The following is a 15,302-nucleotide window of genomic DNA, read 5'->3' on the forward strand; positions in this document are numbered from 1 at the left end:
GGTGACATCGCGGTCGTGACCGGCCGCGCCTGCGGCACCACGTCGGCCCGCGCCGCTGCGGCGGCGCGGGCCCGATGTTTTACCGTTCCTTTGCCGGGCAGCGGCAACGGTCATGAGATTGAGCATGACCTCCGATCTGTGGTGGAAGAACGCGGTCGTGTACTGCCTCGACATCGAAACCTTCGCCGACGGCAACGGCGACGGGATCGGTGACTTCAGAGGGGCGATCCAACGCATCGACCATCTGGACCGGATGGGCGTGACGTGCATCTGGCTCATGCCGTTCTTCCCGACGCCCGACAAGGACGACGGCTACGACATCACCGACTTCTACCGCGTCGACCCGCGCCTCGGCACGCTCGGCGACTTCGTCGAGTTCATGCGGGTGGCCAGGGACCGCGGCATCAGGGTCATCGCCGATCTCGTGGTCAACCACACCTCCGACCAGCATCCCTGGTTCAAGGACGCGCGTTCCAGCCGCGACTCCCGCTATCGGGACTGGTACATCTGGTCCGACAAGCCGGAGCCCGACGATCCCAACGGCATCGTGTTCCCCGACGAGGAGGACAGCCTCTGGGAGTACGACGAGAAGACCGGGCAGTACTACTTCCACCGGTTCTACCGGTTCCAGCCCGACCTGAACACCGCCAACCCCGAGGTGCAGGACGAGATCTCCCGGATCCTCGGCTTCTGGATGGAGCTGGGCCTGTCGGGCTTCCGGGTGGACGCCGTGCCGTTCCTCGTCGAGCAGGTCACCGACAGCGACGACCTGCCGGACCCGCACGAGTTCTTCGCCTGCCTGCGAGCCTTCCTCAGTCGCCGCGACGGCAGCGCCATCCTCCTCGGCGAGGTGAACCTGCCGTACGGCGACCTGGTGCGGTACTTCGGCAACGATCTCGGCGACGAGATCACCATGTGCTTCGACTTCATCACCATGCAGCGGACGTACCTGTCGCTGGCCCGTCAGGACGGCGGTCCGCTGGCCGCCGCGCTGCGGGAGCGCCCCAAGCCGCCCAAGGACTCCCAGTGGGCCACGTTCGTCCGCAACCACGACGAGCTCACCCTCGACAAACTGAGCGACGCCGAGCGCGAGGAGGTCTTCGCGGCCTTCGGCCCCGACAAGGACATGCAGCTGTTCGGCCGGGGCCTGCGCCGGCGCCTGCCGACGATGCTGGGCGGCGACCTCGACCGGATCAAGATGGCCTACAGCCTGCTGTTCTCGCTGCCGGGCACTCCGGTGCTCTTCTACGGCGAGGAGATCGGCATGGGGGAGAACCTGGAGCTGGAGGGCCGCCAGGCCGTCCGCACGCCCATGCAGTGGACCCCGCACCGCAACGGAGGCTTCAGCGACGCCGACCCCTCGAAGGTGCAGATCCCCATGCCCACCGGGGACTACGGCCCCGAGAAGGTCAACGTCAGCGCGCAGGAGCGCGACCCCGACTCGCTGCTGTCGTGGATCACCCGGCTGATCCGGCACTACCGCGACTGCCCCGAGTTCGCCTGGGGGGAGTACACGGTGCTCGACACCGGCGTGGACGCCGTTTTCGCCCACCGGGCCGACTGCGACGGCGAGACGGTCGTGGCCGTGCACAACCTCGGCGAGACCGAGGTCGAGGTCGAGATCACCCTGGACGGGCTCGACTCGTCCAAGGTGCTGACCGACCTGCTGGTGGACGGCACGGTCGAGATCTCCGGCTCCGGCCGGGCCCGCTTCCCCATGGGCAGGTACGGCTGCCGCTGGTTCCGCGCCTCCACCCCCGAGACGGCCCCGGCCGATTCCGCCGACGTCTCCTAGGGGATCCCTCAGGGGCGGCTCGGGTGGATCTCCGATGGGCCCGCGCCCTTCCCACGGCCACAGTGAAGAGCCATGGGAATGGTCTTGGGATACGCGCTGGTCGCGGCCGGCGCCACCGCGATGCTCGCGCTGCACCTGGTGGGAGGGCTCGACCCGCTCACGGCGACGATCAGCCAGTATTTCTACGCGCCCCACGGCTGGCTGCTGCCGGTCTCGCTGACGTCGATCGCCGTGGGCTCGGCCGTGCTGGCCGTACGGCTGGACCGGCTGGGGCGGCTGGACCGGCGCGCGGCGCTGCTGGTGGGCATGTGGAGCGCCTGCCTGCTGCTGGTGGCCGGGTTCCCGACCGACCCGCTGGGGGTGCCGCTGTCGCTCTCCGGCAACATTCACCGCTATGCCGCCTTCGCCGCCTTCGCGAGCCTGCCGGTGGCCGGGCTGATGGTCGCCCGGGTCACTCGTTCGCGCCTGGTGCGCGTGCTGTGCACCGTCGCGCTCGGCTCGCTGCTCCTCGTGGTCCTGCCGTACGCCTTCCGGATGCTGCATCTCGACCCCGGGGCCGTTCCGGCCGGGCTCACCCAGCGCCTCACCGTCGTCTCCGAGATGGCGGCGCTGGTGGCCATGTCCGTATCGGCGGCAGGGTCGGCAGCAGGGTCTGTGGCAGGGTCTGTGGCAGGGTCTGTGGCAGGGTCTGTGGCAGGGTCTGTGGCAGGGTCTGTGGCGAGGTCAACCGCCGCAGCTCTGGTAGGTGTAGATGCCGGCCCGGACCTTGTATCGGTCACGGACCCGGGTCGTGCCCGTCCGCGTGTCGATTCTCAGGACGGTCACCACGTCGCGGCCGCCCTCGGAATCGGTGACGTGGACGGTCACCTCGTGCTCGCCGGTCCAGTCGATCATGTCGGGCGAGGTGTCCCCCGGCAGAGAGAAACGCACGGAGCCCGTCGTCTGGTCGGTCCTGACGTCGTAGAAGCGGAGCGCGGCCTTCTTGCCGCTGCCGGTGACGAAGGCGACCGTGCGGTCGTCGGCGGACAGCGCCCACGGGCCGTTGTTCGCCACGATCTGGGGTGGGACGGCGCCGGTCAGTTCGGCGCCCGTGACGTCGTGGACGGACAGCCCGGTGGTGTTGGCGGGGGCGTCCTGCTGCAGGAGGACGGCCGAGCCGTCGCCGCTGAAGCCGGAGAACCCGCCCGATTTCGGGATCGTGCCGGTCGCGGTCGCCCGCGCGACGTCGAACAGGCGGCCGCGCGTCACGCCGTCGTCGTCGGTGTAGGCGAGGGCCAGGCGGCTGCCGTCCTGGGACATGTCCAGCCAGACCGAGTCCATGCCGATGCCGCGCGGTAGCGGCGTCTTCGGCATCACGTGGACCGCGCCGTGCACCCCGCCGTGGAACTCGCGCACCACCAGGCGATGGTCCGACTTACGGAAGTAGGCCACCGAATCGCCGTCGCCGCTGACGGTGAGGGGAGCGCTGGTGCTCTTGTCGACCTTGCCCTTGGCGTTGAGCGGCCACAGCATGGCGTCCTCGAGCGCGACCCGCCTGCCGTCGAGCAGGTCCACCCGCCAGGTGTGGCACGGCCTCTCGGTGCCGTCCTTGGCCGTGCAGGCGTCCACCGAGGCGTAGCGGATCGAGTGGTGCGCGGTGGCCGCGGCCGGGGCGGACGCCGCGGAGATCGTGAACGTGGACAGGGCGAGGCCGACCAGACCCGATGTGATCGGCAGGGTTATCGGCAGGGTGGGGTTGCGCATGACTGCTCCTTCCTGGGAGGTCATGCATTGGACCCGCCCGGGGCATCACCGGTTCGTCACAACTCGGTTGCCTACGTCTGGCCGTCGAGCGTCTCGAGCGCGTCCTCGATGGCCCGGTGAAAAGTCGGATAGGCGTACATCATGTGCCGCAGCCGCGTCGTCGGGATCTCGTTCTGCACCGCCACCACCAGCGCGCCGAGCACCTCCCCGCCGGCCGGCCCGGCGCTCGTGGCGCCGACCAGCACGCCGCGCCGCGCGTCCTCCACCAGCTTCACGAAGCCCTCGTGCCCGGCCCCGTGGATCCAGCCCCGGGCGGACTCGCTGACGGAGGCGAAGCCCACCCGCACGTCGAGCCCCGCCTCCCGGGCCTCCCGCTCCGTCAGGCCGACCGAGGCGACCTCGGGGTCGGTGAACGTGACCCGGGGCACCGCCCGGTAGTCGGCCGGCGGGCCGCCCTCGCCGAGGATGTCGCGGGCCGCGATCCTGCCCTGGTAGACGGCGACGTGCGTGTACGCTCCCCGGCCGGTCACGTCGCCCACCGCCCACACGCCGTCGGCGGCCCGCATCCGCCCGTCCACGCTGACGAACCGGGCGCTCTCGTCGAGGCCCGCGTCGCCCGCGCCGATCGCGGCCAGGTCGGTCCTGCGTCCGGTGGCGACCAGCAGCCGCGCGGCGCGGAGGGCCCGGCCGTCCTCCAGCGTGAGTGTGAAGCCGTCCCCGTCGTGCCGCACCCGCTCGGCCGCGACGCCGACGTGCGTCTCGAGGCCCTCGCCGGCGAACACCCGGGCCAGCAGCACCCCGGCCTCGGGCTCCTCCTGCGCCAGCAGACGGTCGGCGGCCTCCACGACCGACACCCGCGTGCCGAACCGGGCGAACACCTGGGCGAGCTCGCAGCCGACCGCCCCGCCGCCGAGCACGATCAGCGACTCGGGTGCGTGCGGCGCCGCGACGGCGTCCCGGTTGGTCCAGTACGGCGTGCCCTCCAGGCCGTCGATCGGGGGGACGGCGGGGCTGGTCCCGGTGGCGAGGACGATCCCGCGCCGCGCGCGCAGCACCCGGCCGTCCACGGTCACCTCCCGCGGCCCCGTGATCCGGCCGCGCCCGCGGACGAGGTGGACGCCCCTGCTCTCGAACTGCTCCACCTTGGCGTCGTCGCTCCAGCCGTCGGTGGCCTCTCCACTGATCCGGTCGACCACCGGGGCCCATTTGGGGGAGACCCGGACCGCGCCCGCCATGCCCGGCACCCGCCGCGCCTCGGCGAGCAGCCCCGCGGCGCGCACCATCATCTTGGAAGGGACGCAGCCCCAGTAGGCGCACTCGCCCCCGATCAGGCCGGCCTCCACGCCGGCGACGTTGAGGCCCGCCTCCGCCAGCCGTCCCGCGACGTCCTCCCCGCCGGGTCCCAGGCCGAGCACCACCACGTCGTACATGCCGTCCATGCCCGTCAACTGCCCAGGCAGGCGGAGCCGTATCGTGCGGCCGGCCCCGGACGACACGAAGGGGCGGGCCCGTGCGGTCCCGCCCCCTCCGTGCGCTGTCGTCAGATGAGACCGAGAGCCCGTACGGCGTCGCGCTCCTCGACCAGCTCGTTCACCGAGGCGTCGATCCGCTCCCGGGAGAACGCGTCGATCTCCAGGCCCTGGACGATCTCCCAGCGGCCGTTCCTGGACACCACGGGGAAGGACGAGATGAGGCCCTCGGGCACGCCGTAGGAGCCGTCGGACGGGATGGCCGCCGAGGTCCAGTCGCCCTCGGGCGTGCCGTTCACCCAGTCGCGCACGTGGTCGATCGCCGCGTTCGCCGCGGACGCCGCCGAGGACGCGCCGCGCGCCTCGATGATGGCGGCGCCGCGCTTGGCGACGGTCGGGATGAAGGTGTCGCGCAGCCACTCCTGCTCGACCTGCTCGGCCGCGATCTTGCCGCCGGCCTCGGCGTGGAAGAGGTCCGGGTACTGCGTGGCGGAGTGGTTGCCCCAGATCGTCATCTTCTTGATCTCGGTCACCGGCACGTTCAGCTTGCCCGCGAGCTGCGAGAGCGCGCGGTTGTGGTCGAGACGGGTCATCGCGGTGAACCGTTCGCCCGGAACGTCGGGAGCCGCGGACTGCGCGATGAGCGCGTTGGTGTTGGCGGGGTTGCCCACGACGAGCACGCGGATGTCGTCGGCCGCGTGCTCGTTGATGGCCTTGCCCTGCGGGCCGAAGATGCCGCCGTTGGCCTCCAGGAGGTCGCCGCGCTCCATGCCCTTCGTACGCGGGCGGGCGCCGACGAGCAGCGCGACGTTGGCGCCGTCGAAGGCCTTGGCCGGGTCGTCGGAGATCTCGATGCCCCGCAGCAGCGGGAACGCGCAGTCGTCGAGCTCCATCGCGGTGCCCTCGGCGGCCTTGACGGCCTGCGGGATCTCCAGAAGGCTCAGCTTCACCGGGGTGTCTGCCCCGAGGAGCTGACCCGAGGCGACGCGGAAGAGCAGCGCGTAACCGATCTGGCCGGCCGCGCCGGTGACGGTCACTTTGACGGTCATGACGATCCCCATTCGCGATATGTGTGACTCACGGATGCTACCCGTCGGGCCGGTTCCTCCCGTGACCAGGTAGGGCCGTGTTCCCCGCGTCGCTCGTCGGGGCGCTCACGTCCGTGTCGGGGGTTGCACGGGGCATCCGGCCTCTGGCCACAGGTTTCGCCGACCAAAGGGTGAAACTTTCACGAAACACGCAGGTGACTTCAGACGTAACGGCGCGACGGAATCCCTGCTCGGACGCGAAGTGCACGCCGGGCCGCGACTTCGCCGTTCATCCGCCCTTGACGGGTCCCTGTACGGCGCCGGAGGTGGTGCCTATGGTTCGTGGGAGCGCTCCCAAGCGCAGAATTCATCGCCAGGAGGACCTTCCCAATGAGATCCACCCCCCGACCGGGAGCCGTGAGCTCCACGGTGCGCCGCGGCCTGGTCGCGGCGGCCGTGCTCGCGCTCGGTTCCACGGCGGCCGTCGCAACCGCCACCTCGGCGAGTGCCGCGGTCTCCTGCAAAGTCAACTACTCCGCCAGTGAGTGGCAGGGCGGCATGTCCGTCAACCTGACCATTCAGAACCTGGGCGACGCCCTCAACGGCTGGACCCTCGCCTTCACGTTCCCGAACAGCAGCCAGAAGGTCAGCCAGGGCTGGTCGGGCAACTGGAGCCAGTCGGGCAGCAACGTGACCGTGACCGCCATGGACTGGAACAAGTCGCTGTCCACCGGCGGCTCGACGAGCATCGGATTCAACGGCACCTGGTCCGGGAGCAACCCGGCGCCGACCGACTTCAAGATCAACGGTGTGTCCTGCAACGGCACCCCGCAGTCGCCGTCGCCGTCGCCGTCGCCGTCCGCCTCGCCCTCCCCGAGGGTCTCCCCGTCGGCTTCGCCCTCCCCGAGGGTCTCTCCGTCGGCTTCGCCCTCTCCCCGGGTCTCTCCGTCGGCGTCCCCGTCGCCGTCCGCTTCTCCGTCGTCCTCGCCGCCGCCGCCCGGGACCCACGTGGACAACCCGTACTCCGGTGCGACGGGCTACGTGAACCCGGACTGGTCGGCCAGTGCGAAGTCCGAGCCGGGTGGCTCGCGGGTGGCCAACATCTCCACGGCGGTCTGGCTGGACCGCATCGCCGCGATCAGCTCCGGCTCGGCCGGCAACAACAGCATGGGCCTGCGTGACCACCTCGACGAGGCGGTCGCCCAGGACGCGGCCAACGGCAGCGCGCCTCTCACGATCCAGGTCGTCATCTACGACCTGCCGAACCGCGACTGCTCGGCGCTCGCCTCCAACGGCGAGCTGAAGATCGCGCAGAACGGCCTCGCGCGGTACAAGAGCGAGTACATCGACGTGATCGCGGGGATCATGGCGGACTCGAAGTACTCGAACCTCCGCATCGTGACGGTCATCGAGCCCGACTCGCTGCCGAACCTGATCACCAACGTCAACGCCTTCCAGGCGTGCCAGGAGGCCCAGTCCTCGGGCGCCTACGTCCAGGGCGTGCAGTACGCGCTGAACAAGCTGCACGCGATCAAGAACGTCTACACCTACGTGGACGCGGCGCACCACGCCTGGCTCGGCTGGGACACCAACTTCCAGCCGATGGTGAACCTCTTCTACCAGGTCGCCACCGGCACCACCGCCGGCGTGAACAGCATCGACGGTTTCATCGTGAACACCGCCAACTTCGGCGCGACGGTCGAGCCGTACTTCACCATCAACACCTCGGTGAACGGCCAGTCGGTGCGTCAGTCCCACTGGGTCGACTGGAACTGGTACGTGGACGAGCAGTCCTTCTCGGTCGCTCTCCGCAACGCTCTGGTCGCGAAGGGCTTCCCGAACACCCTCGGCATGCTGATCGACACCTCCCGCAACGGCTGGGGCGGTTCGGCCCGTCCGAGCGGGGCGAGCACGTCCACCAACGTGGACACCTTCGTCAACGAGTCGCGCGTCGACCGCCGGATCCACGCCGGCAACTGGTGCAACCAGTCCGGCGCCGGTATGGGCGAGCGTCCGAGGGCGAACCCCGCCGCCGGTCTCGACGCCTACGTCTGGATCAAGCCCCCGGGTGAGTCGGACGGCTCCAGCTCGGCCATCGACAACGACGAGGGCAAGGGCTTCGACCGCATGTGCGACCCGACGTACGGCGGCAACAGCCTGAACGGCAACAACCCGAGCGGCGCCCTGGCGGGCGCTCCGGTCTCGGGCCACTGGTTCTCCGCGCAGTTCCAGCAGCTCATGCAGAACGCCTACCCGCCCCTCTCGTAACACGAGGCGCGAGTGACAGCGGGCCCCGCCGCATCCGCGGCGGGGCCCGCCCCCTTTTCCCGGCCACGCTGCCGGTCAGGAGTAGTGGTTCGACCTGCTGCTCCGGGTGAGCTTGAGCACGACCGACACGATCAGCGCGATCGCGCCGATGATCAGGACCCACTTCAGCGCACCGAAGATGAGCCCGATGACGGAACCGAGAAGGAAGAACCCGACGATTACGGCTGCGGCGATGAGGAGAATGCGTCCCATGCCTTCACCGTACGGGCCGCCCTCCCGCCGTTCACAGGGCCGAAGGCCAAGTTCAGGGCAGACTCAGGGTCATCTCAGGGTGGGGGAGGCGGCCCGCGCCGGCGTCAGTCGTTGGCGTGCAGCGCCGCGTTGAGCTCGATGCCCCTGCTGTCGCGGGACACCGCCTCGACCGCACCGGTCGTCGAGTTGCGGCGCAGCAGCAGGCCCGACTTGCCCGACAGCTCCCTCGCCTTCACGACCGCCCCGTCCGGCAGCGTGACCTTGGTGCCCGCCGTGACGTACAGCCCGGCCTCCACGACGCAGTCGTCGCCGAGCGAGATGCCGACGCCGGAGTTGGCCCCGAGCAGGCAGCGCTCGCCGATCGAGATGACCTCCTTGCCGCCGCCGGACAGCGTGCCCATGATCGAGGCGCCGCCGCCCACGTCCGACCCGTCGCCCACGATCACCCCGGCCGAGATGCGGCCCTCGACCATGGAGGCGCCGAGCGTGCCGGCGTTGTAGTTGACGAACCCCTCGTGCATGACGGTGGTGCCGCTCGCCAGGTGAGCGCCGAGCCGTACGCGGTCGGCGTCGGCGATCCGCACCCCGGCCGGCAGCACGTAGTCGACCATCCGGGGGAACTTGTCCACGCCGTACACGGTCACCGGGCCCCGGGCCCGCAGGCGCAGCCGCACCTCCTCGAACCCCTCCACCTTGCACGGGCCGTGGTTGGTCCACACGACGTTGGCCAGCAGCCCGAAGATCCCGTCGAGGTTGAGCGCGCGCGGCCGGACCAGGCGGTGGGACAGCAGGTGCAGGCGCAGGTACACGTCGTGCGCGTCGGCCGGCGGGGCCGACAGGTCGGCGATGCCGGTGCGCACGGCCACGACCTCGACGCCCCGGGCGGGGTCGGGACCGACCAGCTCCGTCATGCCGTCGCCGAGGTCGTCTCCTGTGATCGGCTCGGTGCCCACGGCCGGCGGCTCGCCCAGCGCCGGGAAGGGGAACCAGGTGTCCAGCACGGTGCCGTCCGCGGCGATCGTGGCGAGGCCGATGCCGTACGCACCCGAGGTGGAGGAGTCGATAGCTGTCATGTGCACCAACGCTACCGGCTCGCGACGAGGGATTCCCGGGGCGGACGACGCCCGCCTCGCAGCCGTGTAACGCACTGTTTCAGTGGGTTTCAGGTTGAACGGGGAGATTACGGGGAAAGTTGACTCGGCACGACCGAGTCGCGTAAACATCGGCCCGTTGGGGGGCGAATGACCGACGTGCAGAGGTACGCACGGGACTGCTTCCGCGGGGTCACCTCCGACCGGTTGGGCGTCGAGCTGGAGTTCCTGGTCTTCGACGCGGACAACCCCGTGCTTCCCGTCCCCATCGCCCGGATCGCGGGTGCGCTTCCCGCGCTCACGGGTGGCAGCCGGGTGACGTTCGAGCCGGGCGGGCAGCTCGAACTGTCCGCCCCGCCGGACGTCCTGCCCGCCGCTGTCGCGAAGCTCACCGCCGACGTCGACGCCGTACGGCTCGCGCTCGCGCGGGCCGGGCTGCGGCTGGGCGGCCGCGGCCTGGACACCCTGCGCCCCGCCATACGGCAGTTACGAGAGCCCAGGTATGAGGCGATGGCCGCGTTCCTGGAGCGGCCGCACGGCCTGACGATGATGTGCTCGACGGCGTCGATCCAGGTCAACCTGGACTTCGGCGAGGATCCCCGGGCCCGCTGGGAACGCGCCCACGCGCTCGGCCCGGTGCTGGTGGCGGCCTTCGCCAACTCGCCCGCCGACGGGTGGGCCTCCGGCCGCCAGGCCGTGTGGGGCAGGCTCGACCCGAGCAGGACCGCGCCGGTCGCGCGGAACGGCGACCCGGCATACGACTGGGCGCGCTACCTCCTCGACGCCCGCCTGATGCTGGTCCGGGACACCGGCGGTCTCCTGCCGGTCCTCGACGGCTCGGCGTTCCGCGACTTCGCCCGCGTGGCCGGGCGGCCACCCGGCGAGGACGACCTCGCCTACCACGCCACCACGCTCTTCCCGCCCGTACGGCCCCGGGGCTGGCTGGAGGTGCGCTACCTCGACGCGCAGGGGGCCGCCGAGTGGCCCGTGTGCGTGGCCGTCGTCCACGCGCTCGTCACCGACGACCGGGCCGCCGCGATCGCCATGGAGGCGGCCCGGCCGGTCGCCCACCGGTGGGCGGACGCCGCCCGTCTCGGTCTCGCCGACCCCGGCCTGCGCCGGTCCGCCTCGGCCTGCTTCCGCGCCGCCGCCGAGGCCCTGCCCCGCCTCGGGGCCGAGCCCGCGCTGGTCGCCCGGGTCCGCGCGTTCGCCTCTCGGCACATCGATTCCGGCCGGTCGCCGGCCGCCGATCAGATGGAGGAGATGTTCGCTTGACTTCCTCCCCCGCCTAAAGGCGAGGGATTCCCACCCTCACGGGCTGGGCTTCCTGCTTCACAGCCGACCGCCGAAGGGAGGACCCTTGCGGACTTACATCAGCTCCACAGGCAGACACCGCTCGACCAGCGGCCAGGATGTTCTTGGCGGCATTCACGTCCCGGTCATGCCGGGTACCGCAGGACGGGCACTGCCACGTCCGAGTGCTGAGCGAGAGCTGAGCGAGCAGGTGCCCGCACGCACTGCACGTCTTGGAGCTGGGATACCAGCGGTCGATCACGACCAGGGTCCGGCCGTACTTGGCGGTCTTGTACTCCAGTTGGCGGCGGAACTCGCCCCACCCGCAGTCGGAGATCGCCCTGGCCAGGCTGTGGTTGCGGACCATGCCCTTGACGTTGAGGTCTTCGATCACGATCAGGTCGTGGTCGCGGACCAGCCGTGTGGAGATGCGGTGCAGGAAGTCGGCGCGGGCGTCCCGCACCTTGGTGTGGGCGCGGGCGACCTTCGCCTTGGCCTTGGCCTGGTTCGCGCTGCCGCGCTGCTTGCGGGCCATCCTGCGCTGGTAGCGGGCCAGGTTTCTGGCCTTGCATCCCAGATGGCGAGGGTTGGGGATCTTCTCACCGGTGGACAGGACGACGAAGTCGGTCACGCCGAGGTCGATTCCGGCCTGGCTGCCGGTGCACGGCAGCGGCTCAGGATCGGCATCGGCCTCCACGGCGAGAGAGGCGTACCAGCGGCCGGAAGGATCGCGCGAGACGGTCACCGTCGTCGGGTCGATCATGGCCGGGGCGACCTCCGGCCAGGACCACACGAACTCCAGCGGGCCGTCCATCTTCGCCAGGTGCAGTCGCCCATCCCGCCAGCGGAACGCCGACCGGGTGTAGGTCGCGGACTGGCGGCCATGGCGGGACTTGAACCGCGGATGGCGGGCGCGTCCTGCGAAGAAGTTCACAAAGGCCGTGTGCTGGTGCCGCAACGCTTGCTGCAGGGGGACGCTGGAGACCTCGTACAGGAAGTTATGGCCGCCGTCGCGTTTCAGCTCGGTCAGGTACCGGTCGGTCTGCACGTAGGAGGTCGTCGCGCCCTCGGCGCGGTAGCGGGCCTGCCGCCAGGCCAGGACCGTGTTCCAAACCAGGCGTACGCAGCCGAACGTGCGGTTCAGCACCGCTGCCTGTTCGGGGGTGGGGTAGATCCGCACCTTGTAAGCCGTACGCATGTTCGCATTTTACGGGCGCTTTGCCTAACTGTCAGCAGAAGGAGCAAAGTCGTGAGCGCTTCGTGCTCTGGGCTGTCCCAGCTCCGCCGGGCCACCCCGTGCGGGGTCCAGATTCCTCCCGGCCCTGAAGGACCGGGCTGCCTCCGGAGGTCTCGGTGACCGATCTCGACGCCGTCCTGGCCAACGCCGGCCCGACCGGCCTGAAGGAGCGGATCGCGGCCGAGCTCGCCGCCGTACGCGAGCGGTCGCTCGCCTACACCGACGCCGACGACGACATGCTCGTGCGCCAGCACTCGCCCCTCATGTCGCCGCTGGTCTGGGACCTCGCGCACGTCGGCAACTACGAGGAGCTGTGGGTGCTGCGCGAGGTGGGTGGCATCGAGCCGCTGCGCCCGGAGATCGACCACCTCTACGACGCGTTCAAACACCCGCGCAAGGACCGGCCGTCGCTCCCGCTGCTCGGCCCGGCCGAAGCCAGGAAGTACATCTCCGGCGTGCGCGGCCGGGTGCTCGACGTGCTCGACCAGGTGGACCTGGCCGCCCCCGATCCGCTGCGCTCCGGCGGCTACGTCTTCGGGCTGGTGCTCCAGCACGAGCACCAGCACGACGAGACCATGCTCGCCACGCTCCAGCTGTCCCGGCGGCCCGGCCTGGTGCGCGACGGCGAACTGCCGCCCGGCAGGCCCGCCGCCGAGCCCGAGGTCCACATCCCCGCCGGGGTCTTCACGATGGGCACCGACACCGTGGCCTGGGCGTACGACAACGAGCGGCCGGCCCACCGGATCTACCTGCCGGGCTACTGGATCGACCGCCGTCCCGTCACGAACGTGGCCTATCTGGAGTTCGTCGAGGACGGCGGCTACCGCGACCCGCGCTGGTGGCTGCCACAGGGATGGGAGTGGGCCGAGCGCAACGGCGTGGAGGCTCCGCTGTACTGGACGCGCGACGGCGACACCTGGTGGCGGGTCCGGTTCGGCCGGGAGGAGCCCGTGCCGCTGGACGAGCCGGTGCAGCACGTCTCCTGGTACGAGGCCGACGCGTACGCCCGGTGGGCGGGCAAGCGCCTGCCGACCGAGGCCGAGTGGGAGAAGGCGTGCGGCGGCCGCACGTACCCCTGGGGCGAGGCCGATCCCGGCCATCTCGGGCGCTGGGCCAACCTCGGCCACCGCGCGGCCCGGCCCGCGCCCGCGGGGGCGTTCCCGGACGGCGCGAGCCCCTACGGCGTGGAGCAGCTCATCGGGGACGTGTGGGAGTGGACGGACTCCTGGTTCCAGCCCTATCCCGGCTACCGGTGCTTCCCCTACGAGGAGTACAGCAAGGTCTTCTTCGGGGAGACCTACCGGGTGCTGCGCGGCGGGTCGTGGGCCACCCATCCGTCCGCCGTTCGCACGACCTTCCGCAACTGGGACTACCCGATCCGGCGGCAGATCTTCGCCGGCTTCCGCTGCGCCCGCTCGGAGGAGTGAGGGAATGTGCCGCCACGCGGCGTGGCTGGGCCCGGTGCGGTCCCTGACCACGCTCATCAGCGACCCCGGACACGGCCTGCTGCACCAGTCGTACGCGCCGCGCCTGCAGAAGTACGGCACGGTGAACGCCGACGGGTTCGGCTTCGGCTGGTACGACGGGTCCCGGCCCGTGCGCTACCGCCGTACGGTGCCCGTCTGGTCGGATGCCAACATGCCCGGCCTCGCCTCGGCGGCCCGCTCGCACTGCCTGATCGCGGCGGTGCGGTCGGCCACGGTCGGGATGCCGATCGAGGAGACGGCCACCGCGCCGTTCGCCGACGGGCCCTGGCTGCTCAGCCACAACGGCAGGGTCGGGCGCGAGGCCGTCCGGCCCCTCGCGGCCGACGCGGAGAGCGTGTGCGACTCGGCGTGGCTCGCCGCGGCCGTGTTCACCCGGTTGCGGGACGGCCTGCCGCTCGCCGGCGTCCTGCCCGCCGTCGTCCGCGCGGCGTCGGAAGGCGACCCGGAGGCCCGGCTCAACCTGCTCGTGACGGGAGGTTCCCACCTGGCCGCCGTCGCGTGGGGCGACACGTTGTTCACGCACCTGGAGGAGGGGGTGCTCGTCGCGAGCGAGCCGCTGGACGACCGGCCGGGCTGGCGGGCCGTGCCGGACCGGAGCCTGCTGCTCGCGTCCCCCGACGGCGTTTCGGTGACACCCATCGATTGAGAGGCGACCATGGTTACCGATCATCTCGGCGGCGACTATCTGCGCCAGGCTCTGGAGAGCGACGTCCGCACCGGGCTCACCTCGTCGCCCAAGTGGCTGCCCCCCAAGTGGTTCTACGACGCCGCGGGCAGCGAGCTGTTCTCCCGCATCACCCGGCTGGCGGAGTACTACCCCACCCGGCGCGAGCTGGAGATCCTGCGCCGCCGCGCGGTCGACGTCGCCGGTCTCACCCGGGCCGACACGCTCGTCGAGCTGGGCTCGGGCACGAGTGAGAAGACCGTGCTGCTGCTCGACGCGCTGGCCAACGCGGGCACGCTTCGGGCCTACACGCCGGTCGACGTGGACGAGGTCACGCTGGAGGCCGCGGCGGAGCGGCTCGCCGTACGCTATCCCGGCCTGGACGTGCGGCCGGTGCGCGCCGACTTCGAGCAGCACCTGGCGCTGCTGCCGAGGACCGGCAGGCGGCTGGTGGCGTTCCTCGGCGGCACGATCGGCAACCTCCCGCCCGCCGCGCGAGAGGTGTTCCTCAAGGAACTGCGGGCCACGTTGCGGCCGGGCGACACCCTGCTGCTCGGCACCGACCTGGTGAAGGACAGGGAACGGCTGGTCGCGGCGTACGACGACCCGGGAGGCGTGACGGCCGCCTTCAACCGCAACGTGCTGCACGTGCTCAACCGGGAGCTGGACGCCGGGTTCGAGCCGGAGGCGTTCGAGCACGTCGCGCTGTGGGACGAGGACAACGAATGGATCGAGATGCGGCTGCGGGCCACCCGGCCCATGGAGGTCCCGCTCAGGGCGCTCGGCCTCACGGTCTCCTTCGCCGAGGGCGAGGAGACGCGCACGGAGATCAGCGCCAAGTTCCACAGGGAGGGCGTGCTCGACGAGCTGTCCCGGGCCGGGTTCGCGGTCTGCCGCTGGTACACCGACAGCTCCGCCGACTTCGCGTTGACCCTGACCGCCGCCGGGAGCGCCCGCCCTGGCGTCACCGGCTGA

General features: G+C 71.1%; 12 protein-coding genes and 1 pseudogene. 7 read left to right on the forward strand and 6 right to left on the reverse strand.

The window, feature by feature from the left end; all coding sequences use genetic code 11:
- Window positions 1-124: 124 nt before the first annotated feature.
- Both BXA11_RS33885 and BXA11_RS45850 read left to right on the forward strand, forming a co-directional pair.
- Complete coding sequence (locus tag BXA11_RS33885; RefSeq protein WP_239105228.1) at window positions 125-1,795, forward strand: alpha-amylase family protein; 1,671 nt, start codon at window positions 125-127, stop codon at window positions 1,793-1,795.
- A gap of 120 nt (window positions 1,796-1,915) precedes the next feature.
- Window positions 1,916-2,362, forward strand: a pseudogene (locus BXA11_RS45850) (DUF998 domain-containing protein); the annotation flags it as partial.
- 156 nt (window positions 2,363-2,518) lie between these two features.
- On the opposite strand, the gene BXA11_RS45030 reads toward BXA11_RS45850, so the two are convergent.
- The 3 genes from BXA11_RS45030 to BXA11_RS33905 all read right to left on the reverse strand — a co-directional run bounded on the left by BXA11_RS45030 (window position 2,519) and on the right by BXA11_RS33905 (window position 6,056).
- Window positions 2,519-3,538, reverse strand: coding sequence for a hypothetical protein (locus BXA11_RS45030; RefSeq protein WP_076441149.1), 1,020 nt, complete (start codon window positions 3,536-3,538; stop codon window positions 2,519-2,521).
- A 71-nt stretch (window positions 3,539-3,609) separates the two neighbouring features.
- On the reverse strand, window positions 3,610-4,977 hold the full coding sequence (locus BXA11_RS33900; RefSeq protein WP_076441151.1) for a dihydrolipoyl dehydrogenase family protein: 1,368 nt from the start codon (window positions 4,975-4,977) through the stop codon (window positions 3,610-3,612).
- A 101-nt stretch (window positions 4,978-5,078) separates the two neighbouring features.
- Window positions 5,079-6,056 (reverse strand): malate dehydrogenase, encoded by a 978-nt coding sequence (locus BXA11_RS33905; protein ID WP_076441231.1) that lies wholly within the window; start codon window positions 6,054-6,056, stop codon window positions 5,079-5,081.
- A gap of 369 nt (window positions 6,057-6,425) precedes the next feature.
- Here BXA11_RS33905 and BXA11_RS33910 point away from each other — a divergent pair, with 369 nt between their 5' ends.
- Window positions 6,426-8,303 (forward strand): glycoside hydrolase family 6 protein, encoded by a 1,878-nt coding sequence (locus BXA11_RS33910; protein ID WP_076441153.1) that lies wholly within the window; start codon window positions 6,426-6,428, stop codon window positions 8,301-8,303.
- Window positions 8,304-8,378: 75 nt separating this feature from the next.
- Here the strand turns inward: BXA11_RS33910 and BXA11_RS43475 are convergent, their stop codons facing one another.
- Both BXA11_RS43475 and dapD read right to left on the reverse strand, forming a co-directional pair.
- Entirely contained in the window at window positions 8,379-8,555 is a 177-nt protein-coding gene (locus BXA11_RS43475) for a hypothetical protein (protein WP_156081201.1), read from the reverse strand.
- Between the two features lie 104 nt (window positions 8,556-8,659).
- Window positions 8,660-9,628 carry a 2,3,4,5-tetrahydropyridine-2,6-dicarboxylate N-succinyltransferase gene (dapD, locus tag BXA11_RS33915; RefSeq protein WP_076441155.1) on the reverse strand — a complete coding sequence of 323 codons (969 nt, stop codon included), beginning with the start codon at window positions 9,626-9,628 and terminating at the stop codon, window positions 8,660-8,662.
- 168 nt (window positions 9,629-9,796) lie between these two features.
- Between dapD and egtA the strand changes: the two genes are divergently transcribed.
- Entirely contained in the window at window positions 9,797-10,921 is a 1,125-nt protein-coding gene (egtA, locus tag BXA11_RS33920; protein ID WP_076441157.1) for an ergothioneine biosynthesis glutamate--cysteine ligase EgtA, read from the forward strand.
- Window positions 10,922-10,934: 13 nt separating this feature from the next.
- Here the strand turns inward: egtA and BXA11_RS33925 are convergent, their stop codons facing one another.
- Window positions 10,935-12,137 carry an RNA-guided endonuclease InsQ/TnpB family protein gene (locus BXA11_RS33925; protein WP_076441159.1) on the reverse strand — a complete coding sequence of 401 codons (1,203 nt, stop codon included), beginning with the start codon at window positions 12,135-12,137 and terminating at the stop codon, window positions 10,935-10,937.
- A 155-nt stretch (window positions 12,138-12,292) separates the two neighbouring features.
- Between BXA11_RS33925 and egtB the strand changes: the two genes are divergently transcribed.
- From egtB to egtD, 3 genes are read left to right on the forward strand one after another with little or no spacing between them, the layout of a single operon-like run.
- Entirely contained in the window at window positions 12,293-13,603 is a 1,311-nt protein-coding gene (gene egtB / locus BXA11_RS33930) for an ergothioneine biosynthesis protein EgtB (protein ID WP_239105230.1), read from the forward strand.
- Between the two features lie 4 nt (window positions 13,604-13,607).
- Complete coding sequence (egtC, locus tag BXA11_RS33935; protein WP_076441161.1) at window positions 13,608-14,309, forward strand: ergothioneine biosynthesis protein EgtC; 702 nt, start codon at window positions 13,608-13,610, stop codon at window positions 14,307-14,309.
- Window positions 14,310-14,318: 9 nt separating this feature from the next.
- Window positions 14,319-15,302: an L-histidine N(alpha)-methyltransferase gene (gene egtD, locus BXA11_RS33940; protein WP_076441163.1), complete on the forward strand. Its 984-nt coding sequence runs from the start codon at window positions 14,319-14,321 to the stop codon at window positions 15,300-15,302.

The organism is Microbispora rosea (assembly GCF_900156315.1).
GTDB classification, from domain to species: Bacteria; Actinomycetota; Actinomycetes; order Streptosporangiales; family Streptosporangiaceae; genus Microbispora; species Microbispora rosea.